The organism is Paenibacillus oralis (assembly GCF_003863965.1).
Taxonomy (GTDB): domain Bacteria; phylum Bacillota; class Bacilli; order Paenibacillales; family Paenibacillaceae; genus Fontibacillus; species Fontibacillus oralis.
Window position 1 is genome coordinate 2,270,655 of sequence record NZ_RRCN01000001.1, and the last position, 23,208, is coordinate 2,293,862.

22 protein-coding genes and 1 pseudogene are annotated in these 23,208 nt (G+C 49.1%); 14 read left to right on the forward strand and 9 right to left on the reverse strand.

From position 1 onward, the window contains the following. Positions 1-254: 254 nt before the first annotated feature. Positions 255-566, forward strand: a complete 312-nt coding sequence (locus tag EHV15_RS10680) for a DUF6809 family protein (protein ID WP_128631178.1) — start codon at positions 255-257, stop codon at positions 564-566. Between the two features lie 171 nt (positions 567-737). On the opposite strand, the gene EHV15_RS10685 is transcribed toward EHV15_RS10680, so the two are convergent. From EHV15_RS10685 to EHV15_RS10710, 6 genes and pseudogenes are all read right to left on the reverse strand, one after another. Then, a complete protein-coding gene (locus tag EHV15_RS10685) occupies positions 738-1,535 on the reverse strand; it encodes an ABC transporter permease (protein ID WP_128631179.1) in 798 nt (265 codons plus the stop codon). Between the two features lie 9 nt (positions 1,536-1,544). Beyond that, positions 1,545-2,324 carry an ABC transporter permease gene (locus EHV15_RS10690; protein WP_178075815.1) on the reverse strand — a complete coding sequence of 260 codons (780 nt, stop codon included), beginning with the start codon at positions 2,322-2,324 and terminating at the stop codon, positions 1,545-1,547. Continuing rightward, positions 2,317-3,240, reverse strand: a complete 924-nt coding sequence (locus EHV15_RS10695) for an ABC transporter ATP-binding protein (protein WP_128631181.1) — start codon at positions 3,238-3,240, stop codon at positions 2,317-2,319. The genes EHV15_RS10690 and EHV15_RS10695 overlap by 8 nt, the downstream gene beginning before the upstream one ends. A gap of 117 nt (positions 3,241-3,357) precedes the next feature. Further along, complete coding sequence (locus EHV15_RS10700) at positions 3,358-4,314, reverse strand: sensor histidine kinase (protein ID WP_246061458.1); 957 nt, start codon at positions 4,312-4,314, stop codon at positions 3,358-3,360. A 2-nt stretch (positions 4,315-4,316) separates the two neighbouring features. Then, positions 4,317-5,012 carry a response regulator transcription factor gene (locus EHV15_RS10705; RefSeq protein ID WP_128631182.1) on the reverse strand — a complete coding sequence of 232 codons (696 nt, stop codon included), beginning with the start codon at positions 5,010-5,012 and terminating at the stop codon, positions 4,317-4,319. 608 nt (positions 5,013-5,620) lie between these two features. Then, a pseudogene (locus tag EHV15_RS10710) lies at positions 5,621-5,826 on the reverse strand (SRPBCC domain-containing protein); the annotation flags it as partial. A gap of 164 nt (positions 5,827-5,990) precedes the next feature. On the opposite strand from EHV15_RS10710, the gene EHV15_RS10715 reads away from it, so the two are divergent. Next, a complete protein-coding gene (locus tag EHV15_RS10715; protein WP_128631183.1) occupies positions 5,991-7,979 on the forward strand; it encodes a flavocytochrome c in 1,989 nt (662 codons plus the stop codon). A 121-nt stretch (positions 7,980-8,100) separates the two neighbouring features. Here EHV15_RS10715 and EHV15_RS10720 read toward each other — a convergent pair whose 3' ends face one another. After that, on the reverse strand, positions 8,101-10,173 hold the full coding sequence (locus EHV15_RS10720; RefSeq protein ID WP_178075816.1) for a serine hydrolase domain-containing protein: 2,073 nt from the start codon (positions 10,171-10,173) through the stop codon (positions 8,101-8,103). 234 nt (positions 10,174-10,407) lie between these two features. Between EHV15_RS10720 and EHV15_RS10725 the strand changes: the two genes are divergently transcribed. Both EHV15_RS10725 and EHV15_RS10730 read left to right on the forward strand, forming a co-directional pair. Continuing rightward, the gene (locus EHV15_RS10725; protein ID WP_128631185.1) at positions 10,408-11,232 is read left to right on the forward strand and encodes a MerR family transcriptional regulator; all 825 of its coding nucleotides are present in this window, start codon (positions 10,408-10,410) and stop codon (positions 11,230-11,232) included. Positions 11,233-11,250: 18 nt separating this feature from the next. Further along, on the forward strand, positions 11,251-12,294 hold the full coding sequence (locus EHV15_RS10730) for a serine hydrolase domain-containing protein (RefSeq protein WP_128631186.1): 1,044 nt from the start codon (positions 11,251-11,253) through the stop codon (positions 12,292-12,294). A 584-nt stretch (positions 12,295-12,878) separates the two neighbouring features. Here the strand turns inward: EHV15_RS10730 and EHV15_RS10735 are convergent. Next, entirely contained in the window at positions 12,879-13,781 is a 903-nt protein-coding gene (locus EHV15_RS10735) for a transposase (protein ID WP_128631187.1), read from the reverse strand. A gap of 535 nt (positions 13,782-14,316) precedes the next feature. On the opposite strand from EHV15_RS10735, the gene EHV15_RS10740 reads away from it, so the two are divergent. Continuing rightward, positions 14,317-14,880, forward strand: coding sequence for a tyrosine-type recombinase/integrase (locus EHV15_RS10740; RefSeq protein WP_128631188.1), 564 nt, complete (start codon positions 14,317-14,319; stop codon positions 14,878-14,880). Positions 14,881-14,936: 56 nt separating this feature from the next. Here the strand turns inward: EHV15_RS10740 and EHV15_RS10745 are convergent, their stop codons facing one another. Beyond that, a complete protein-coding gene (locus EHV15_RS10745) occupies positions 14,937-15,620 on the reverse strand; it encodes a universal stress protein (protein WP_128631189.1) in 684 nt (227 codons plus the stop codon). 124 nt (positions 15,621-15,744) lie between these two features. Between EHV15_RS10745 and EHV15_RS10750 the strand changes: the two genes are divergently transcribed. The 9 genes from EHV15_RS10750 to EHV15_RS10790 all read left to right on the forward strand — a co-directional run bounded on the left by EHV15_RS10750 (position 15,745) and on the right by EHV15_RS10790 (position 23,197). Continuing rightward, a complete protein-coding gene (locus EHV15_RS10750) occupies positions 15,745-18,162 on the forward strand; it encodes a Na+/H+ antiporter subunit A (RefSeq protein WP_425464431.1) in 2,418 nt (805 codons plus the stop codon). Next, positions 18,149-18,571 carry a Na(+)/H(+) antiporter subunit B gene (locus EHV15_RS10755; RefSeq protein WP_128631190.1) on the forward strand — a complete coding sequence of 141 codons (423 nt, stop codon included), beginning with the start codon at positions 18,149-18,151 and terminating at the stop codon, positions 18,569-18,571. The genes EHV15_RS10750 and EHV15_RS10755 overlap by 14 nt, the downstream gene beginning before the upstream one ends. Position 18,572: 1 nt before the next feature. After that, the gene (locus EHV15_RS10760; RefSeq protein WP_128631191.1) at positions 18,573-18,911 is read left to right on the forward strand and encodes a Na(+)/H(+) antiporter subunit C; all 339 of its coding nucleotides are present in this window, start codon (positions 18,573-18,575) and stop codon (positions 18,909-18,911) included. Further along, the gene (locus tag EHV15_RS10765) at positions 18,904-20,379 is read left to right on the forward strand and encodes a Na+/H+ antiporter subunit D (protein WP_128631192.1); all 1,476 of its coding nucleotides are present in this window, start codon (positions 18,904-18,906) and stop codon (positions 20,377-20,379) included. Before EHV15_RS10760 ends, EHV15_RS10765 begins: the two co-directional genes overlap by 8 nt. A 15-nt stretch (positions 20,380-20,394) precedes the next feature. Further along, positions 20,395-20,874 (forward strand): Na+/H+ antiporter subunit E, encoded by a 480-nt coding sequence (locus EHV15_RS10770; RefSeq protein WP_124333433.1) that lies wholly within the window; start codon positions 20,395-20,397, stop codon positions 20,872-20,874. Continuing rightward, positions 20,871-21,152, forward strand: coding sequence for a Na(+)/H(+) antiporter subunit F1 (locus EHV15_RS10775; RefSeq protein ID WP_128631193.1), 282 nt, complete (start codon positions 20,871-20,873; stop codon positions 21,150-21,152). The genes EHV15_RS10770 and EHV15_RS10775 overlap by 4 nt, the downstream gene beginning before the upstream one ends. Continuing rightward, positions 21,136-21,546: a Na+/H+ antiporter subunit G gene (locus EHV15_RS10780; RefSeq protein WP_128631194.1), complete on the forward strand. Its 411-nt coding sequence runs from the start codon at positions 21,136-21,138 to the stop codon at positions 21,544-21,546. Before EHV15_RS10775 ends, EHV15_RS10780 begins: the two co-directional genes overlap by 17 nt. 762 nt (positions 21,547-22,308) lie before the next feature. Continuing rightward, complete coding sequence (locus EHV15_RS10785) at positions 22,309-22,659, forward strand: ArsR/SmtB family transcription factor (RefSeq protein ID WP_128631195.1); 351 nt, start codon at positions 22,309-22,311, stop codon at positions 22,657-22,659. A gap of 22 nt (positions 22,660-22,681) precedes the next feature. Further along, complete coding sequence (locus EHV15_RS10790; RefSeq protein ID WP_128631196.1) at positions 22,682-23,197, forward strand: SRPBCC domain-containing protein; 516 nt, start codon at positions 22,682-22,684, stop codon at positions 23,195-23,197. Positions 23,198-23,208: the final 11 nt, after the last annotated feature.

Below are 23,208 nucleotides of genomic sequence, written 5' to 3' on the forward strand. Positions count from 1 at the left end.
GGTGCGTATATCTTAGCTATCAATATTTTTATCGCTCTACAATAAGATTAACATAAAAAAATTCGATAGAGCTTTTTTTCAAACTACTATAATTAATTAGTGAGGCATAAACAAGCTGAACTTCTTAATGTGTCCTATAACGATATTCCAAGAGGATAAAGCCCCTATTTCGGGGGCTTCTTCTGTTTACGCATACACGTACCACATCTTCCTCCCATATCTGCTACTCTAAAAGAAAAAAAGGAGGAATCCCCATGCCAACCCTTATAGAATCCCTATACTACGGCCACCTGGCTCCCGAGGGGCAGGTGGTGCCCAGAGATCCCGAATATCGCCAGATGTGCGGGGAAATGTCCGAGGCGATGGAAGCTTGGAAAGAGAAGTTGTCCGGTGAGGAGTTTACTAAACTGGAGGCGCTGATTGATTTGCAGCAGGAAATTCAGGGATTGGAGTTGACGGCGACATTTACGTATGGGTTTAAGCTGGGGGCGGCGCTGATGATTGAGGTTCACTCCGGGTACGGGGCGGAGGGGCAACTGCTAAGTCAACGGGCGGATGAAGGATGAAGCGAACGTATAAGTATAGCCGATCCTTATCCTGCATGGGCCGCTCCCTATCCTATATGGTATAGAGCACGCATGGAATAGAGCACGAGGCCATCTGTAGCTTCTAATATACCCGGAAGGCATATTAGCCCGCCGGGTATTTTTATATGGTATTTTCCTGCTTACTCTGGCTTATCTGCGCGATGTTTGCTTCTTTTTCTTTCCATCCGATGTCTGCCCCTTTTTCCTTTCCGTCCTTCTCGCCTCCTTCACCCGATCCCCCATCCCTACGATCAACAACACCGATACAATCACCATAATAACTAATGTGATTACGCAAGCAGCCACATTATAATCCGAACCGCCCTCCGCTTGATAATGAATCAAGCCTAAGCCTGCAGTAATCGGGTAAAGATCGCCCAGGCCGTGTCCTCCGGCGAAGATTCCGATAAATCCGTAGAAAAAGGCGAAGCCCACGCCGGCCATGAAGCCGTTTGGGTTGCGGCTGGTTAACACGATGATGGGGAGGACGGCCAGGTAAATACATAAATTCATCACCATCATTTGGATCAAGGATTTGACCATCACCGCAGCGCTGCCTGCTTGGAAGCCGCTGATCAGCACGATGACGAGCGAAAGTACAAAGGTAACCACGGCCAAAAATAGGGCGAGCAGTCCGGCGGTGATGAGCTTTCCGACCAACAGACGCCGGAAGGAGAGCGGGATGGTGAGGATGTTTTTTAGCGTGTCTTCCGTGTATTCACGGCTGATCATATATCCGGCGATTAAGGTAATCGTGGCAGGGAAGAGCAAGCTGAAATTGTTCCAGATCACGGTATTGGAGAAGTTCTCCAAGTTGCGTGCTGTGCCGTCTTCCGCCGTGGCCATGAATCGGGTTAAGAGGACAACCAGCAGCGCCGCGGCAAAGCCAACCCAAATGATCGAATACCGTTTTAATTTGATGATTTCGGTTTTTAAAATGTTCACCATGGTCCCACCTTAGTCCTCCCGCTTATTGTAGATTCGTACAATGGCCATATAAGAAATCAAAGCGATGATCGCAATAATGATAACGACCTGCGGCAATGGCAAAGTTTTCGGTTCAATGATCGCGTAGAACGAATCGGCCGGCGAGGTGAAAAGGCCCAATAACCAGCGGTATATGATCGGCGTCGGCAAAATACTCGTCAGTAATTTCATCATCGGCGTATCATATTGCAGGCCTACAAAGGCCATGGAAAAGTTAAGAATGGTGTAGAAAAAAGCCAGGATAATCGAAAAAATATAGCTGCGGTTAAAATAGACAATCACGATGACCACCGGCAAGGTTCCGGCCGTGAGCAGAATACCGTCGGCCGCACTAATGCAGAGCTTCGCAAACACACCCTGAATATTCCCGACAAAGGCTCCGCCAAGCATGGAAGCGGCCACGGAGGCCAGCGAGAAAATCAGCCCAAGCATAAACAACACAATGATCTTCGCCGTAACCATCCGTGTGGCCGAAACCGGAATCGTGCGGAGATTTTTGAGCGTATCATGGTCGCGTTCCATAAAAAACAGCATAGAAGCCACGATCCCTAAAATGCTGGGCAGCAGCAGCGCTTGTCCATAACTCACGATCATTCCGAACAGTTTATCGTAGACATTAAGGCCTCCGAAACCTCCATTCATCGCCAGCATCGTTAAGGGAATGGGAAAAAGAAACGCGGCAACAATCACCAATAGGATGAATTTTTTACGCTTCAGCTTGGTGAATTCGCATCTAACGAGTTTAAGCAATCCCCACGCCTCCTGTGATCTTTTTGAAATAATCCTCGAGCGTGTCTTCACAGGTGTGCGCTTCCGAGACGTCAATTCCGTTTTCGATAAACAGGCGGGTAATCGCCGAAACGGGCAATGCCATGTCATGCAAGCGCAGGCTTTGCTGGTCCTCAACATAGAAGTTGAACATGTTCAAGTGCTTCTCCAACAGACGGGCGGCCCTGGCCGTATCCGAAACGATAAAGTGAGCATATTTGCTGTTTTTCTTTTCCAGTTCCTTGAGACTTAGCTCCTCCAAAAGAACGCCGTGATCAATAATGCCGATGTCATCGGCCAGCAGAGCGATTTCGGATAAAATATGGCTGGAAATCAAAATGGTTTTTCCTCTTTCCGTACAAAGCGCGCGAATAAAACTTCTGACCTCGGCAATGCCGATCGGATCCAGCCCGTTAATCGGTTCGTCGAGAATCAGCAGTTCAGGGTCATGCATGACCGCCAAGGCAATGGCCAGGCGTTGTTTCATCCCAAGCGAATATTGCGCGAACAATTTCTTGTCCTTATACGGAAGACCAACTAATTCCAGGGTATTTTTGACGGCATTTCGCTGCGGGACGCCGCGCAGATCGGCAAAGAGCTTGAGGTTTTCCGTTCCGGTCAAATTCGGATAAAAACCCGGGGACTCAATCAAACTGCCGATGCGGGGCAGAATTTTTTGGGCCTCGGTCCGCATATCTTGGCCGAAAATTCGCACTTCGCCGGAAGTCGGCAACGTCAGGTTGAGCAGCATTTTCATGGTGGTCGTTTTGCCCGCGCCGTTTCGCCCCAGCAGGCCGTAAATGCGCCCTTGGCGGACATGGATATTCAAATTGGCGACGCTTTTCTGCTCCCCGTATTGTTTCGTAAGATGGTTGGTTTCAATGATATAATCGCTCATCCCCTGAATCCTCCTTTGTTTGACTATGCCATGTTAGCACAACAACCTTGCATCAACCTTGCACGAACCTTGCCTCAACCTTGAAAAGAACCCCATGAAAGCAAAAAATCCCGCCTGTTAGCCGGGATTCTCACTGACGAGTGGAAACTGAACTTGAAACGCGGTTCGCTCAAGCGGCGTGCTTTCCACGTGAATGGTACCGCGCATCTTTTCGGTAAGCTGCTGCACGATCGATAATCCTAAGCCGCTGTCTTTTTTCGATCGGCCTTTGTCGCATTTATATAATCGTTGAAAAATATACGGCAAATCCTCGTTAGAAATCCCGATGCCATTATCCATAACCGATGTAACGATACGGTGATCCTCCATGGAAACGCCGACTGTAATCGCTGTCGCCTGGCTATGCGCAAGGACGTTCTGAATCAGATTGTTCAGGATCCGCGAATAGGCGTTGGTGTCGAGGTGCGCTGCGAGCTTTTTTTCAGGGATGTCAATGTCAAAGGAAAGGGACCTTGTTTCGAAGACAGGTATCCAGTCCTTCAAAATCATTCGGGTTAATTCGCAGATGTCGACGGTCCGGATGGCGAAGGTTTCCTCGTCGGAGTTTAATTTGGACCATTCGAACAGTTTATCTACATAGTCCTTCAAGTCATGCGCTTTTCGGCGGGCGGTTTCCATGTATTCCTCCCGTTCGCGGCCGGCAACGATGTGCTTATGTACGGCATCCAGATATCCGATCAAGGTGGTTAGCGGGGTGCGGACATCATGCGAAAAACTCGTCATCAACTGCTTATTGGCTTCCGCTGTCTTGTTTAAGGCGATGATCTGTTCTTGAAAATGCAGGACGATATCGTTCATTTTGTAGCTGATCGCAGCGGTCATATCATGGGGATCGGCCAGAATCCGGTGTTTTGCATTGCCTTGTACTATATCGTCAAGTATTTCGGATATATCACGGAGCCTTCTGCGGACGTGCAGCAGCCTTCTAAACAGCACAAAGGCCAGTACGGCAGCAGCCCCTAAAGCGATAAATAACAATACGATCCATGTGGGTTCTATATCCATCCTCTCCATGTTCATACCTCCCGGTTGAAACGATAGCCGACTCCTTTTACCGTTTGCAGGTAAGTTGGATGGCTTGAATCCTGTTCTATCTTTTTACGAAGCCGGCTGATGATTGCCATAATGTTGCTGTCGTCGTAAGCATAAGGTTCCTTCCAAACTTCCTCATAAATTTGCTGTTTCGTTAAAATCTTCCCCTGATTCCTGGCGCAATAATAGAGAATGTCAAACTCTTTGCCGACCAATTCTACCGGTTCTCCGTTAACGGATACCGCTCTGGTTTCATAATCCATGCTTAAGCCTTTAAAAGATAACACCTGATGATGATTCGTATCGTGGTTCAACATCGTATATCTTCGAATTAAGGAAACCACGCGAGCGGTGAATTCTTCGATATCAAACGGTTTGGTCAAATAATCGTCCGCTCCGGAACGAAGTCCGCGAACTTTATCACCGCTTTCTGTCCGGGAGGTCAGCATTAAAACAGGCACGCTGCTAATTTCCCGAATGGCTTCCAAAGTGGCAAAACCATCCATCCCCGGCATCATGACATCGAGAACGATCAATTGAAATTCGCTTTGGGAAAGGGCGGTTAACCCGCTTGGGCCGGATGGACAAATCACCGCGTCGATTTTTTCCTTGCTAACGCATTTTTTAAGCAGCTGGCCTAATTCCAGATCATCATCGATGATCAAAATCTTATGATTCATGCGTTTCTCCTTTCCATTGATTAAAAAAGAGCGCCTCGGTACGATGGGGTTACGCACGAGGTCATCGCCTCAAAAAGCCCATCCAGGAGGTCGCTCTACTATGAAGTTTAAAGCTCAAGACGAGCAAAATCAACTCATTCGATATTTCCAATAAGGCAATGCTTCACTAACTTCAATAATAAATTTTTTGAGCTGGTATTGTATTGTCATGCCCCGAAAATACCCAATCTACTAATGAATACGGCCGCCCATTTCCCGACCGGGAAGCGGGGGACCGAAATTTTTCCATAAATCCGGGTGAAGATATCAGAAAGTATAAACTTTGAGGGAAGGTTAAAGATGTCGCAAGAAAAACTAGCACTAAATGAGGTCTGTAATCTATCGAAGATCAACACACGTTGCCCAGACGCTTTGCATGATTATCCCCTTTGATCAGAACGCAGAGAAATGGACAAGAGCTCGCCTCACTCCGGGGCCCCTGCCCCCCCCCCTTAACGAGAGGGATAATCGTGCAAAGGTAGTATGAGGGACACCAAGGCACGAACTCTATAAGGGGCAGTTCGGGCTGGATTGGCGAAAATAAACTACAGGATCGCAATCGCTTACTTTCAAGACATACTCGCTAGATGCTCCTCAAGACGATCCATGGTCTGTTCGGCGCCGGGGACGGCATAGGTTTTCACCTGATCGAATACAGCGGCACATGGTTGAAGACGATTCGCTCGGGTTTAACGACCTCAACAAAGACGTTGGTGTTGGGAAAATCAACGCCATCCGGACCGTGCATGATAAACTCCCATGTACCGCCCGGTTTGCTCTTTGGTTGCTTAGCCCCCCTTGTGTGAGAAAAAACATGGAAACACGTGGAAATGAAAGCGTATAATAATCAATGTAAGCGAATTTGTTGCGGCAATATTCGCGAATTTTTTTCGCTTATATTGTGAAATTATGCACAATCTTAGAAGAGGAGCAGGTGACATGAGACATCCAAGTTGCAGGTATGTAAGAACGGGATTTTTGGCGGCACTGGTATTTATTTTGATCATGGGTGTGATAGGATGCAGCGGCAGTAATAAGGAAGCAGCGCCTGATGCGGCGGATGCCCAAGGGCTTTACACACCGGGGACATATACGGGGGAAGCGCAAGGCCTACATAGCGTTATTAAAGTAGAGGTAACGGTGGATGCCAACACCATTCAATCGGTGAAGGTGGTGGAGCAGAAGGACACGGAGGGAGTAAGCGATGCCGTATTTGAGACCATTCCCCAGAAGGTGGTCGAGGGGCAGAGCCTGAAGGTAGATATCGTGTCGGGGGCATCCGTGTCCAGCAACGGCCTGATTGACGCGATCGCGGCCGCTTTGGCGAAGGCCGGGGCCGACATCGATGAATTGAAGAGCAGGGAACCGCTGAAGGCGGCTGCCAAAGAAGCGATTACCAAGAAAACCGAAGTCGTGGTTGTCGGCGGGGGCGGAGCGGGTCTGGCCGCTGCGGTATCGGCCGCTGAGAACGGGGCAAAGGTGATTTTGATCGAAAAATCGCCTGCGCTTGGCGGGAACACGATTCGTTCGGGAGGCGAGTTCAATTCCTATGACCCGGCGAGACAGCCGAAAGTGGCCATGACGAAAGCGCTGACCAATGAGTTGAAAGAGATTCTGACCTACGATGAAAAAGAATTCGGCGATTACGCCGATACGCTCAAGACGCTCAAGGAACAGATCAAGGAATACTTCGCCAAAGGGGACACCACCAAGCTGTTTGATTCGCCTGAACTGCATATGATTCACACCTATATCGGCGGGAAGCGAACCGATCTTGACGGGAAAGAAATCTCCGGCAAGTTTGAACTGGTCAAGACGCTGGCGACCAACAGCTACGGCACGATTCAATGGCTGGAGAGCCATGGAGCTAAGTTCCAGGATGGGATCGGGACCGTTCTTGGCGCCTTGTGGCCCAGAACCCACCATAATACCGAACCGCTGGGAACAGGGTATATTAATACGATGGAAAAAAGTGCAAAAGAGCTTGGCGCAGAAATTATGCTGAACACGAAAGCCACCAAGCTGATCGTTGAGAACGGCAGAATTGTGGGCGTGACCGCCGAGCAATCGGACGGCACTCCGGTCACTTTGAAGGCTTCCAAGGGCGTGGTCATGGCCACCGGCGGTTTCGGAGCGAACCCTGAAATGGTCGTTGAATACAATAACTATTGGCCTGCTCTTGATGCAAGCGTCAAGACAACCAATACCACAAATGCTACCGGCGACGGGATTGTGATGGGTAAGGAAGTAGGAGCGAATCTGTGGGGCATGGGCTTTATCCAACTGATGCCAAGCGGCCAACCGGGAACGGGTGCTTTGTCCGGCGGCGTATGGGGAAGCGCGGAAACGCAAATTTTCGTCAACAAGGAAGGCAAGCGGTATGTGAACGAGTACGCCGAAAGAGACGTTTTGGCTGCCGCTGCTCTGGAGCAGACGGATCAAACCTTCTATATCATCAGTGATATGACCTCGCTGGGCAATCCGGATCTGAACGGGAAAAATGTATGGGGCGACAATTATCAGGATCTGATTGCGAACAAAAATATTTTCATGGCGGATACCCTGGAGGAACTGGCCGAGCAAATGGGCGTACCGGCCGATGTTTTTGTGGCGGAAATGAAGAAATACAACACTTACGTAGAAAACCAGCTTGATCCTGAGTTTGGCAAGAAAAATTTTGGCGCAAAACTCGAAACACCGCCTTTCTTTGCTACGCCAAGAACCCCCTCCGTGCACCATACGATGGGCGGTCTGGAAATTAACGAAAAGGCCCAGGTGTTGAATACGGAAGGTAAGCCTATTGACGGCTTGTTCGCGGCCGGCGAGGTTGCCGGCGGAGTTCATGCCGGCAACCGGCTTGGCGGCAACGCCATTACGGACATTTTCACGTTTGGGCGGATTGCCGGAGCCAGCGCGGCCGGCAAATAATCGCTACTAAAACAACAAAGGCTCCTGCTTCTCTCCACCGTCAAGGTAGTAGGGACGCAGGGGCCTTTGCTTGTTTCTATTTTAATAGTCCGAATTAGCTTACATCATCCTCAACAGGAGGTTAGCCTTCGACGCCATATAATAAAGCCGGGATTCTTTCGCAAAACACAGCAAACATGGCGGCGGCTTCCTGGCGAAGCATGGGGCGGGTAGGTTCATAATCAACAGCCCCGTCAGCATCTACTTTTACTTCAGGACCAAAGAGATGCATGGCCGCTACAAACTGTACTGCATCTGAAGCCCAAGGAGCGGGCGGCGTTCCTGTCAATTTAGCCTGTGGCGCCGGCACAGACGTATTTGACTGAATGAATCCCCATATAATGGAGGCAGCTTCTTGCCGAGTAATGGCACGGTCCGGCTCAAAGCGGCCATCTGGCGTCCCCTTTAGCCCGGCATAGACGACCGCCGATTGAATTTCCCGAGCCAGATCATGTCCTGTTACATCCTTGAACACCACAGGCTCATTGGATAACGGGAATCCGGGGATTTTCATCAAGATTTGCACAAATTCTCCACGTGTCATGGCTTCTTCCGGTCTAAAGGTACCCGTGTCCGTTTGGCTCAGAAATTGCATGACATGCATCTGTTCAATCGCAGCGGCATATGGACTATCTGCCGGTACGTCAGAGAATGGTTGCGGCTCAGGCAGCTTCTTTAAGAAGCTATCCGGATAGTTGTAATACATGTATGCAATTTTGCCCTGCTCATCTTTCTTAAAGCCTGCTTTTACACCTTGTTCATCCTGGAATAACAGCTCCTCTAATTGCTGAAGCTTATGGGTTCCCAATGCATCCTTAATCATCAGTGATCCATCCTCACCTGCCTTAACCTCTGCACTAAGTAAAGGGGTTCTCAAATCCTGGAACTTTCCTTCGAACTTGGCCAAGCTTTCCTTAGATGATTTCATTGGGGTGACAGCCTGGTGTTGTTCGGGATAAAATTGATCCATAAATGAGCCAAACATCTCCATGCGGGGATCCAGCGCTTCACCGTTGACAATGATCATAGCGCCAAACTTTTGCTCCGGCACCATCCACAGCCAAGAGTGAAAACCACGCAGGTCACCGCCTTTTCCAATGGCTTTCTGACCATTGTAGAGGTGGCTATACATGGATTCGAAACCATAGGACATCACCGGCAGGCTCTCATTAATGCCATACTGATAAGCTTCCATGGTGGTTGTTGTATTTTCCTCCAGAATACGGGCCTCACCAAGCTTTCCTCCGTCTAACATCGCCAGCATATACTTGGCCATATCGCTGCCGGTTGAGAACATGCTGCCGCTGGGGTCTACTTCGGGATAATTAGGATACACGGCTATTTCTTTACCCGCATCATCATAGGTTTTTGCCAGGTTTGCTTCGACTTGGGGCGATAAGAAAAAGTCGCTATGTATCATGCCAAGCGGCTTAAATATATTTTCCTTTACATAAGTATTGAAGTCAGTTTTAGCTACATTTTCTACTATATACCCTTGCTGTACAAAAGCCATATTGTCATAGCGGTAGGCATCGCCGGGTTTTATTTTTACGGAAGGCACGTTATCTTTCACATAATCCTGGAGAGAAACATCCGGAGTATTACCGGAAAAATCAGTATAATCATAACCTGTGGTGTGGGTCATCAGGTTCTTCATCGTGAGGGGCACGCCGGTTTGATTGGGGATCGTAACTCCTTCCATATATGCAGAAATATCGCGATCCAAATCGATCTTACCCTGCTCGGCAAGCTGCATCACCGCTGTAGTCGTAAATAGCTTGGAGATGGATGCCATTCTAAATAAGGTAGTGTCGGGATCGATTGGTATTTTGGAAGCCATATCCGCGTAACCGTATCCTTTGTTAAGCAGGACTTTGCCATCTTTTACAACTACGAACAATGCCCCCGTAAGCTTCTCCTTCACATCCTCACGGGCAAAATAAGCATCCGCAAATTCCTCTACGGATTTAGCTGTGATTGGGGCAGCTGCGGAGGCGGTTGTCCCTTTCCCGGCAGGGTTATGACTTTGGGTCTGATTACTATCCGGAGCGGCCGCCGCATAAGCAGGCAAGCCCGAAGATGACAGGATCAAGCCGGCGAGCAAGACACTGGCCAGAATGAGCTGTCTAGGCCTTTTACAATTTGATGATTTCATATCATTTCTCCTCTTCCATTGGGTTTGTTCTTCCACCAAAATTGTATAGTTCCCCCATCCCGGCAACAACCGCCCTCCGGCTAGTTGCATCAGAGCCTAAAGTTAGTCTCATGTACTAAACGATGGTCCAGGTTATAACTCGACTTTGGCCTTAATTCAAATTGAACAAGGTTTTTGCGGTTGACTTTGCCCTTAGGGGAAGGTGCATAGTTGAATAGGAAGGAGGTGCCCCCTTTGCTATCCATCGGCGAATTCTCGAAGATTTGCGAAGTGTCTACCAAAACGCTGCGATATTATGCGGAAATTGGGTTGCTTACTCCGGAGGAGATTAACCCCGAAAACGGGTACAGGTATTATTCCATCGGCCAGCTCAAAACAATGCTCTTGATCAACCGGTTGAAGTCGTATCATTTTTCGTTGGAGGAAATTAAAGCGGTTCTGGAATCGGACGTGGATCAATCCGAAGAAGTGCTTCGTTCGGCGCTTAACCGTAAACGGAGGGAGGTCCAGGAGAAGCTGAAGTCTTTGGAGTATACCCTGGGCCAAATGAGTCAGGACATTTTGAATCTGGAGCAGGGTGTGCCGATTATGTCGTACCTGGATCAGATCGAGGTGCAGCTTGTGGAAACCCGGCCGCTGAATATCCTTTCGCTGCGCCGGATGATGAGCCGTGACGATTATGCTCTGGGATATGGGGCGTATTTTGGCCGGCTATATGAAATGATCGCCACGGAAAAACTCACCATGCTGGGCACGCCGATGACGATTTATCACAGTCCGGAATACGATCCGGCGGGCAATGATACGGAATTTGCCATCCCGATTGCTAAGGCGGTAAAGGGAACGCGGGATTTGCCCGGAGGCCTTTGCGCAAAGTCTGTGCTGAAGGGTTCGTATTCGGAGTTGACCTCGGTTTATGCCAAGCTGCGGGAATGGATCGAACATGAAGGTTATGTCTTGGTGAACTCGCCTTATGAAATCTATGTAACCGACCCTAATCAAATCAGCGCTGGCGAGGAACTAATTACCGAGGTGTATTTTCCCGTCAAGAAAAAATAGCGGCAGGAGGAATCGATCATGCCAAGAAACTATTGGCCAACCACGCAGTGGCAAGCCGCAGACCCGGCCACCGTGGGAATGGACGCGGCCAAGCTTGCGGAGCTTGAACCTGTAATAAAATCGGAATACAGCAATATCAACGGGATCGTGGTTGTGAGAAACGGATATATCGCTTATGAAAAATACTTTAACGGCTATGGCCCGGAGGACGCCCACCATGTGGCCTCGGTAACGAAAAGCATCCTATCCGCCCTCATCGGGATTGCTATCGATGCCGGGCATATTCAAAGTGTGGATCAGCAGGTGCTGGACTTTTTCCCCGAATATGTTGCGGGTGCGGCGGATGGGCAGAAGCGGGAAATCACGCTGCGGCGTCTGCTCACGATGACGGCTCCTTATCCGTTCGCGGACTGGCAAGAACCGCTGGACAAGTTGTGTATGCAGCCCGATTGGGTGAAATATACGCTGGATATGCTGGGCCAAGGGGGAAGTATCGGAGCTTTCAAGTATTCTACCGCGGGGGCACACCTGCTTTCGGCCATCCTTACCCGCAGCACGGGGCAAAGCGCCCGTGAGTTTGCGAATGGACGCTTGTTTAAACCGATCGGCATGAAGGAAATCCCGGACTATGAAATGAAGGCATTTGGGTTTGACGATTTCTTCGGAAAAGACGTGAAAGGATGGGTACATGATCCCAACGGGAACTCCACAGGCGGATGGGGGCTTACGCTGACTCCCCGGGATATGGCGCGTTTTGGCTTTCTGTACCTGAACCGCGGCATGTGGGACCATCGCCAGGTTGTTCCGGCGGCATGGGTTGACGCATCCACAGCGACGAACCCCAACCATTACGGTTATCTTTGGTGGTTACGCGAAGAGGATGGGGTTTCTGCCTACATGGCGATGGGCGATGGCGGCAATGTCATTTGCTGCATTCCAGAAAAAGATCTGGTCGTCGCCATAGCCTCGGAATTCATGATGAACCCTCGCGATCGGTGGGAGCTGATTAAGGAATCGATTGTTCGGGCTGTCTTAGATTACCCTGTGGATGGTGACTCATAGGATTGAAGCCCATTTCTTTGAATGAATCTTGGAGACAAATTAAGATTTTTCATTTGCCAAATGTTTTAGAATTCGATTCTTAATGATAATAAGTACAATCTCAGGAATCAGTTGCTTGCCAGTCGAGCCAAAATCGATCGTGGCAAGAAACGCGGAAGGGCGTTGAAAGCTTGAGGACAGGGAAGACCACCGGTGGGTTGGGCGGCAGATCAACACTCACTGTCCGGACGCTTTGCACGATTATCCCGTTTGATCAGGGTAGCAGAGAAACCAGACAAGCTCGGGAGAAGAAAATATTTGGTGGAGAAGCAGATAGGTCCGAGATAATTTAGACGGGCTTAGGAGAAGGAATCAGGTTTAGGGGAGGTGAAACAGACCGGACAAGAGATCAAGACAGGAGATCAAGGACAAGAAGCGAGGGAAACGAAAAGACCATGATTTTGCTGTAGCCTGAACCCTTCCGTTTGCAGCAACGCCCACACCGTTCATGTTAACTCACACCAATCAAGTTGATCCGCATTAAGCTACCCCCTACCCATTAAGTTGATCTGCGTCAAACTCCCCCCACCGTTACAGCGTCTCGATCAGGCCGCAGCCGCAAGGGGCTGGTTCGGTTGGCGTGCGATCAGCCGGCGGTAAGGGATCGCCGGAATCGCCACACACATGTGCAGTAACTTCTGCCGCATCGTATCTTCCGCTCCGGGCCGGCGCAGCGAGCGGCGTACGGTGTACTCGTTTAGGTACGCCTGCAGATGCTTCAGTCCCAAGGCTACATACGTACTCTTCAGCGATTCCCACGCCTCTCTCACCACTTTCCGCAAGGGCGCATACAGCCGATAGGCTAGAGGAAACGACTCTACCACCGATGTACGGACATCCACATGCTCGTTGAGGAACGCGGCGAGTTCGTGACGGTTTGCCCTTTTTCCGTCTCCTCTCTTATGCGGCACCAGGCGGATTTTGACCTGCTCCGGCTCGCCCGACTCCGTGACTGTGCATCCCGCTACGACCGCCGAGGCATACGGATGCGAAAGCTGAAACCGGGACGGATTACGCCCATACAGATCGCTGTTCACCTTCACGTCTCCGCAGAGCAGCTCCCGGATATCGAATTCCCCGACGGCATGGCGTATTTTATGCAGCATCAACCATGCGGTTTTGTAGGTAACCCGGATCACCTTGCTCAGCCGCATCGCCGAAATGCCACCATCAAGCAGGAACAACTCCAGCGCATTGAACCACTTGAGCAGGGGCAGATGCGTTCCTTCAAAAATCGTGCCGACCAAAGCCGAGGTTTGATGCTTGCACTTTCCGCACTCGAACAAGGGGATATGCCTAGAGGTCAGACGGCTGCACCGGGTGTGAGCGCAGCGCGGGCAGACGAAGCCGTTCGGCCACTTCATCGCGATCAGCGCCTCCATGCAGGCCTGCTCGCTGTTATAACGGCTGCTGAATGATTGAAGTTCCGTTCCCGTATTGACCTCCATGTTCACTCGCCTCCGAATCAAGAATTCACGAACACACGTTCTATTTATTTCATTATACCAAACATACGTTCCCCAATCAAGCCGAAAATCTCAACTGAACCGCCTCATTTTTTCCCCCATCTCTTTTTCTTCTCTCTTTTTTTGGAATCCTCGCTCTAGCCCCCACCCCCTGCTTCCTTAACGAGAGGGATAATCGTGCAAAGGCAAGCAGCAGGCAGGGACACCGAGACACCGAGACACCGAGACACCGAGACACCGAGACACGGAGACACGGAGACACGAACATTTTTGCTCGATCGCTGGTTGCCTTTCGTTATTTTTCTCTGGAGTTTCTCAGACCGCCTGGTTTTTCAGGTTTTCTCGGCGTAATACAAAAGAGCCATTGAAATGTTGGGGTTATTGTATCTATTTTTTGAGGACACTAACGTATGAAATACGTGGGTGTCTTTTTTCGTATTTAATTCCCTTTTTCAATTGTTATGTTACACAATATATGTTAACCTATAATTAAGTAACATATTCGGAGGGGTCCTTTGTGCAGTATGTACATCCGATTCGAGACATGGAAACCATTCAAGCAATGAAAGAGGAGCTGAGAAAGCACTCGGTAAGGGACCTATTGCTTTTTGTCCTGGGAATTAACACGGGGATTAGTCTTTTCGAATTGCTTAACCTTACTGTGCAGGATGTTTGGGACGGTCAAGGCGCGAAGGAATTTCTCTATATTCAGGATGAAAGAACCGGAGAAGAGCAGGCCTACTACTTGAACAGCAAGATCGGGGAGATATTAACCGAATATTTGTCCAGCGGCGATTGGAAGGCGGAGGATTATTTATTCCGATCCAAAAAGGACGGCCGTCCAATCACCCGTCAGCAGGCATACCGTATTATCAACCACTCGGCAAGGGAGGTAGGAATAGCGGAGAAAATTGGAACGCATACACTGCGCAAAACCTTTGGTTATCACGCGTACCATAAGGGAATTGCCATTTCCATCGTAAAATCGATACTGCATCATCAATCAACGGCGGAAACGCTAAAGTATTTAGGTATTGATAAGAACGAGAAGCAGCCGATTAAGGTGGATGTGAATTTATAAAATGCTTGTTCTGAAATAAAAAACTCTCCACATGGAACATGCGGAGAGGAGAATTTTTATTCGTCAGCGTCGTCCAAATCTAAAGCTGTACTCATATCGACGTTTTTAAATTCGGTGACGATCCCGTCATGAACCGGGACCTGCAGCGTTTCAGCATCCTTCATAAAGCGGAAAATGCCATTATCGAAATCCGTATCGATTTCTTTGAAGAAGATGCCTTCATATTCGGTATTTTTCTCGTGACAGAAGCTTAGTTTATACTGTTCCCCATCTTTAATTAAATAAGCGCGGATTCCATGCTGGTACATTCCTTCCCCGTCGCGGATATAACGGGAGACCGAAATGATATGCAGGTCAACAAAAGGGATCTCACGCACCAACGAATTAATAATCGATCCCTTCGTAATTTGTTCCCATCGGCTTTGCGCCGTCTGGCCCAGAATAATCTGTGTGACATTTTTTGCTCTGGCCACTTCCGCTATGACCTTAGAGACAGGCCGGCTTTCATTGTCTTTCATAATAAACTGAGCCGACGGATTGGAGTTGGCCCATTCTTTCCATTGTTCAATGTAAAAAGTCTTCTCGGCGTCCAATTCATCAAACGGCTTGGAGTCAATGGTTAATATATAAAGCGGGGCTTGCATCATGTTGGCGATTTTACAACCGCGTTTGATTAGTCTTTCGCCGTTCGGTCCATAATAAACGCAGACTAGAATGCATTCATTATTTAAGTTATCCATTGTAAGCATTTCACCTCAAGGTTAAATAGTAGAGCCGGGCTAAACTATGTAAGACTATAATGGATGTCGCGGAAAGAGTCAACTCGTTAAAGACCGCAAAATTCGTATGTGAGGAGGGGTGCGTTTGGCTACATTTTTTACCTTCATGTTTCTTCCGTTGATCAGTGCACTCGCGGTTCCCTTTCTGTATAAGTATTTGAATCGTCAAGTGCATACAGGCTGGTTCGTACTGCTCGTGCCTCTAACTATCTTTATCTATTTATTACAATATATACCCCATGTTGCCGCTGGGGAAACCTACAAATACACATTGTCCTGGATCCCGTCCTTTGATATCAATATTACCTCGTACGTGGATGGGCTTGGTTTATTGTTTGGCCTGCTCATTTCCGGTGTCGGTACCTTAGTCATTATTTATTCTATTTTTTATATGTCCAAAATCCGTGAGGCGCTCCATAATTTCTACGTTTATTTGCTCATGTTTATGGGGGCCATGCTGGGATTGGTATTTTCCGATCACCTATTAGTCCTGTATGGATTTTGGGAATTGACCAGTGTCTCTTCCTTCTTATTGATTTCCTATTGGTACGAGCGCCAGAGCTCACGGCAAGGCGCCTTAAAGTCGTTATTGATTACCGTCCTTGGCGGCTTCGGCATGCTGGCCGGATTTATTATGCTGATCATCATCGGAGATACCTACAGCATTCGGGAGCTCATAGCGAATGCGGACATGATCCAAGGCCATGTCTTGTTTATTCCCGCCATGTTATGTATTTTGCTGGGAGCCTTTACGAAATCGGCGCAATTCCCGTTTGGCATTTGGCTGCCGGATGCAATGGAGGCGCCGACTCCGGTGAGCAGTTACCTCCACTCCGCAACGATGGTCAAAGCCGGCATTTATTTGGTGGCCCGGATGACTCCGATTTTTGGCGGCAGTGCCGTGTGGTTCTGGCTTGTAGCCGGAATCGGCATCATTACGCTGCTTTACGGTTCTTTGACGGCGCTGAAACAGACCGATCTGAAGGCGTTGTTGGCTTACTCGACCATCAGCCAATTGGGAATGATCATGAGCCTGCTTGGGGTCGGTTCTTTAGCGGTCTATTTTGGACCCGGCGAGAGCGGTACCGTCTTTACGGTGGCCACATTTGCCGCCCTGTTCCATCTGTTTAATCACTCCACCTTTAAAGGAAGCTTGTTTATGGTCGTCGGCATTATTGACCACGAGACAGGCAGACGGGATATCCGCTATTTGGGCGGGTTGATGCAGGTGATGCCGATTACGTTTACGATCGCTTTGATCGGCGCCTTTTCGATGGCGGGATTGCCGCCGTTTAACGGTTTTTTGAGCAAGGAAATGTTCTTTGGGGCCGTGACGGAAGTATCCCATGCCGGTATTTTCGGTCTGGGCAACATCGGCATGGCGTTCCCGATCATCGCTTGGGTGGCCAGCATTTTTACTTTCGTCTACTGCATGATTTTCGTATTCAAAACCTTTGGCGGAAGATTCCGCCCGGAAAAGCTGACGCGAGAAGTGCATGAGGCGCCTTATGGCATGCTGATCTCTCCCCTCGTATTAGGCTTGCTTGTGATCCTCATTTTCTTCTTCCCGAATGTTTTGGGCAAATATATTCTTGCCCCGGCACTAACCGCGGTTTTGCCGATGATGTCCGTTTCCGCCTACGATCTGAAAATCAGCGCGTGGCATGGACTGAATATGGAATTGCTGATGACGATCGGGGTAGTAGCTGTCGGGATCTTTCTGTTCAAAACCGCGAAGCGGTGGATCAAGGCCGTACGAAATTATCCGCAGCAGCTCACGCTGAATCATTTATACAATCAAACCTTACGGGGGACGGAAAAGCTCTCGGCCTCGCTGACAAACCGCTATATGACAGGTTCGCTGCGGCATTATCTGATCTACATTTTTACGTTTTTTGCCATTTTACTAATGGGTTCGCTGCTGCTGCTTTACGGGATCCGGTTCGATTTTTCCAATAACGCTAGTGTTAGTGTTTTTGATGCCGGGCTGGTGATCGGGATGATCATCGCCGCGTTAACCGTGTTATTAACGAGTCATCGGATCGTGGCGATCGTGGCCTTGGGTGCGTTAGGTTATATGGTTTCCATGTTTTTTGTCATCTTCCGGGCGCCCGATCTGGCCTTGACCCAAATGGTGGTGGAGACCGTGACCACGGTGCTGTTCTTGCTGTGCTTCTATCATCTGCCAAAGCTTGCGAAGGACATCGAACGGATTCCTTTCAAATTAACGAATCTGATCATCTCGGCGGCTGTCGGGCTGACGGTGACGGTTTTGGCGTTATCCGCAAACGGTCATAAATTGTTCGAATCGATTTCTTCATTTTTTGAAAACGCCTATGAGCTGGCAGGGGCTAAAAATATCGTCAACGCGATCTTGGTGGATTTCCGCGGCTTCGATACGATGCTGGAAATATCCGTGTTAACCATTGCCGGATTGGGGGTATATATCCTGATCCATCAGCGCCACAAAGCTTTAAGGAGGGAGCAAGATGAAACCGAATAATGTGATCCTAAAAACGGTAACCCGGGTAGCGGTGGTCATTATTTTTACCTTTTCGATCTATCTGTTTCTGAATGGTCATCATCAGCCGGGCGGCGGATTCATCGGGGGGCTGAGTACGGCGGCGGCCATTGTTCTGCTGTATCTTTCTTTTGGCATCGAGAAGGTGAGGGAAAATATCCGCATCGATTTCAAGAAGCTTGCGGCCATCGGCGTGCTGATTGCTGTCGGAACGGGGATGGCGGGGGCCGTATTCGGCAAACCGTTTTTATTCCAGATCTTCGGTCATGTCGACCTGCCGATTTTTGGAGATACCGAACTGGCTTCCGCGATGATTTTCGATACGGGAGTCGCTTTGGCTGTGATAGGCACCGCGGTCGTTATTATTTTGGGGATAAGCGAGGACCGGTAATATGGAGACATTAATCGTTATTCTGGTCGGCATTTTGGTATCGGTCGGAACCTATTTGATTTTATCGCGACGGCTGCTGCGGATTGTATTGGGGTCATCGATCATTGGCCATGCCGTGAATTTATTGCTCATTACTTCCGGTGGTCTAAAAACCGGGGCGCCTCCTCTTCTCCATGAGAAAAAAGCAGGTTTCACGGATGCGATTCCCCAAGCTTTGATTTTAACGGCGATCGTCATTAATTTTGCTGTAACCGCGCTAGTATTAGTTTTATGTTACCGGGCCTATCAAAACTACGGGACGGATGACATGGAACGATTAAGGGGAAATGAGGATGAATAACTTATTAATTACTCCCGTCGTCATCCCTCTGCTCACGGGAATGGCGCTCATAATTTTTCAGAAAAATATTCAGCTTCAAAGGGTTCTTAGTCTGGCTGCCTTGCTGGCTACGGGGGTCGTCTCCGTTCTATTGATGAACCAGATCAGAAATGACGGGATTCAAGCGCTGCAGCTGGGCGGTTGGGAGGCGCCGTATGGCATCAGCTTCGTTGGCGATATGTTCAGCGCTCTGCTGCTCCTCACCACCTCGGTGGTCTCGGCGGGTTGTCTGATCTATGCCTTTTCGTCAATTGGGCGAAGACAGGAGAAACTTTATTTTTATCCGCTGTTTTTGTTTTTGGTCACCGGGGTCAACGGCTCGTTTCTGACGGGGGACTTGTTTAATTTATATGTCTTTTTTGAACTGTTTCTGTTTGCTTCTTATGTCATGATCAGCTTGGGCGGCACCAAAAGGCAGCTGCGCGAGTCGCTCAAATATATTTTTACGAACATCATTTCATCCGCCTTTTTCCTAATGGGCGTTGCCTATTTATACTCGATCACGGGCACATTGAACCTCGCCCACATCTCGATCCGGATCGCTGAGGTCGGCCAGGATGGGCTCATTACAACGGTGGCGTTTCTGTTCCTGATTGTCTTCGCTTTAAAGGCGGGGCTGCTGCTTTATTTCTGGCTGCCGGGATCCTACAGTGTTCCGCCGACGGCCATCGCGGCTATCTTTGCGGCCTTGCTCACCAAGGTGGGGATCTATGCGATTTTTCGGATGTTTACGCTGATCTTTTATCATGAGCCGCAGATCACCCATCTGTTTATAGGGATACTCGCTGCCGCCACGATGGTTCTAGGCGGACTCGGAGCGATTGGTTATTGGGATTTGCGCAAAATATTAACCTATAATGTGGTCCTAAGTGTCGGGTTTATTATGCTTGGGCTCGTTTCATTCACGCACACCGGTATGATGGGTTCCATCTATTATTTGATTCACGACATGGTGATCAAGGCGCTCGTCTTTTTGATAGGCGGAACGATTATTCATCTGACCGGAACAAGCCATTTAAAAGAGACCGGTGGGGTGATCCGTGTTCATCCCCAGCTCGGCTGGATGTTCTTCATCGCCGCGCTGTCCATGGTGGGAATCCCGCCGTTAAGCGGCTTTCTTGGCAAAGTGTTCATTACGCAAGGCGCCTTTGCGTCCGGTTATTTCTGGCTGGGGGCGGTCGGGCTGCTGGCCAGCTTGTGTATTCTATATTCCATGATCAAAATGTTCATGAACGCTTTTTGGGGCGACCGGCTCTTGAGTGAAGAGGAGGAGAAGGGGACGGCGAAGGGCTTGCTGTTGCCGATTGCTCTGTTGACTATCGCCAGTCTTGCCCTGGGAATCGGCTCCGAAGGGCTTGCAGGTTATGTGGCTCAAGCTGCCGAGGAATTGCTGAATCCAAATCTGTATATTGACGCCGTGTTTGAATAAAGGGGGGAGACAGCCATGCCCGTTCAGGTGCTTCTCAACATATTTATCGCTTGCTTATGGATGTTTCTGCAGGATGAAGTGAGCGTATTGAACTTTATCAGCGGTTACTTTGTCGGACTGTTTATTTTACTGTGCATGCGCCGGTTCTTTAAAAGCTCGTTTTATGTGTTTACGCTGGCTGCGATCGGCAAACTGCTTGTTCTGTTTATCAATGAGCTGATTATTTCTTCGATGATGGTCGTGAAGCATGTCCTTCGTCCCAAACTCGATGTGAAGCCGGGAATCTTCAAGGTCGAGACGGATTTGGAGGGGGATTTGGAAATCACGCTCCTCTCCTTGCTGATTTGCCTGACGCCAGGCTCGGTCGTGATGGAGCTGAGCTCCGATTCCAAGGTGCTGTACATTCACGGGCTGAATATGCCGGAGTCCAAAGAGGCCGTCTTAAAGTCAAAATCCGTGTTTGAAAAAGCGATAAAGGATGTGACAAGAAAATGATCTTCGACACGATGATGGTCATCGCCTTATGTATCTTAATGCTGGCGATCCTGGCCAATTTATATCGGGTGGTGAAGGGGCCGTCCGGTGCCGATCGCGTTCAAGCGTTGGATACTATCGGAATTAATCTCATTGCCAGTATCGGCGTGTTCTCCGTATTATTGCACACTCATGCCTTTTTTGATCTAATTCTGCTGATCGGGATCCTGTCGTTTATCGGCACCGTCGCTTTTGCCCGGTTTATAGAAAGAGGTGTTGTCATTGAGCGGAAGCGGTGAAGTTGTCGGAGCAGTCCTTATTCTATTCGGGGCGGTGGTCAGCTTGATCAGCGCGATTGGCGTTGTCCGTTTGCCCGATGTGTATACCAGGTCTCATGCTGCATCTAAAAGTTCTACCCTTGGCGTGCTGTGCGCGCTCGTCGGCACCTTGCTGTATTTCATCATTACCGACGGCTACTTCAGCATCCGCCTCATCTTGGGAATCTTCTTTGTATTTTTGACCGCCCCGGTTGCCGCCCATGTGCTCTGCCGCTCAGCCTACCGCAACCAGGTGCCTTTGGCGGAAGGGACAACCGAAGATGAATTGCAGGACTATTATATGGAGAATGAGAAGGATGACGCGGGAAATAAACTCAACCTAAGTATCGAGATGGATAAAGGGCCTAATCCTTAGGATTGGGCTTTTTTGCAATTCGTGGGATATTCCCTCTCGCTGAGCGATTCTAGAATCGTAAAGAAGAAACTACCGCTAAACGCGGGACGTGTTTCTTAACCATATAGAATTTTTAAAATTTCGGATATGGTAGAGGGCGAAACGCAGGTAGAGAGGGGGGAGAAGAGGAATCTGGGGGCTAAGGGACACCAGAGCCGTTATTTGAGGAAAAATGGAGGTTTGCAAAATGTAACGGACACAGACGACCTTATTTGCCTCAAAACGTCCTGGATGAACGGGTTTAGAGCGAAATAGGGTCATGTGTGTCCGTTAGCCTGGGAAATACCCGGGAAATGGGCGGATAAGGTCGCTGGTGTCCGTTAGAGAACGTCCACTGGATGTAGACTACTGATTGAAAGGGCAGAGGTACTCGACGCTACTGTCCATGAAAAAAGGGGAAGGTTACTCAAGTTTTGTGGCCGGATCATGTTGTTGTTCACTTCAATCCTCCCTTGCGACGGGTTAATCAGCGTATACGGATCGCCGGGCGCTACATCATTTAAATATGAAGCTCCCGCTCGGTATGAGCCCCCTAGCCGCGATCGTATTCTAACTGACGGTTGGTCCAGATAAAAAGTTCGAATTGCTGCTGGTCAAAAAAAAATTTAAATATTCCTTTACAGGAATATTCCTAATGGTGTATATTTAAATCACCGGAAGAAAACTTTGACGATAAAGGAGTGAGGCGATATCAAGTAAGCATCCCTTAATGAGGTGAACGGCATGTCAAGGAAAAACAATCCGGGCATGGACAGGACGATGATGATGAGCGTGTTGGCTGAACCGAATCGTTTGGCTATCGTCGAACTTTTGCGCGAAGGTCCCCTGACCGTGGGGGAAATTGCCGGCCGGCTGGGACTTCGTCAGCCCCAAACCTCGAAGCATTTGAAGATACTTAGCGAAGGCGGAATATTGGAAATGAAGGCCGAAGGCAATCGCCGGATCTACAAGCTCCGGCCCGAGCCCTTCCAAGCGCTGGATACTTGGGTGAAATCCTTCCGGCGCGTTATGGAAGACAGGTTCGACAATTTGGATAACTATTTGAGGGAACAGCAAAATAAGGAAAAATCATAAAATCGATGAGGAGGATTTTACAATGGCAAATCAGGCAATGGTTTCGAGAGTAGAGAATGATAAGGTATTGGTACTGGAGCGGGTCTTCAACGCGCCGCGCGAGCTGGTGTTCTCGATGTTTAAAGAGGCGGAGCATTTGAAGCACTGGTGGGGACCGAGAGGCTGGGAGGTTACGGTATGCAACATCGATTTCCGGCCGGGCGGCGTTTGGCACTATTGCATGAAATGTATGGATCGGAATCAAGGCGATTTCTACGGTATGGAATCCTGGGGTAAAGGTGTATATAAGGAAATCGACGAGCCGGATAGTTTCGTCTACACCGACTACTTCTCGGATGCCGAAGGCAATGTGAACGAGGAGATGCCGGCAACTGTGGTCGCGATGGAATTCATCGATCTTGGCGGCCAGACGAAACTGGTCAGCCGCAGCGAATACGTATCGGCGGAAGCCCTCAAGACCGTCATCGACATGGGTATGCTGCAGGGCATCACCGAAACCTGGGACCGTCTGGAAGAGCGCTTGAACGAAGTGAAATAAGGAGCAGGGAA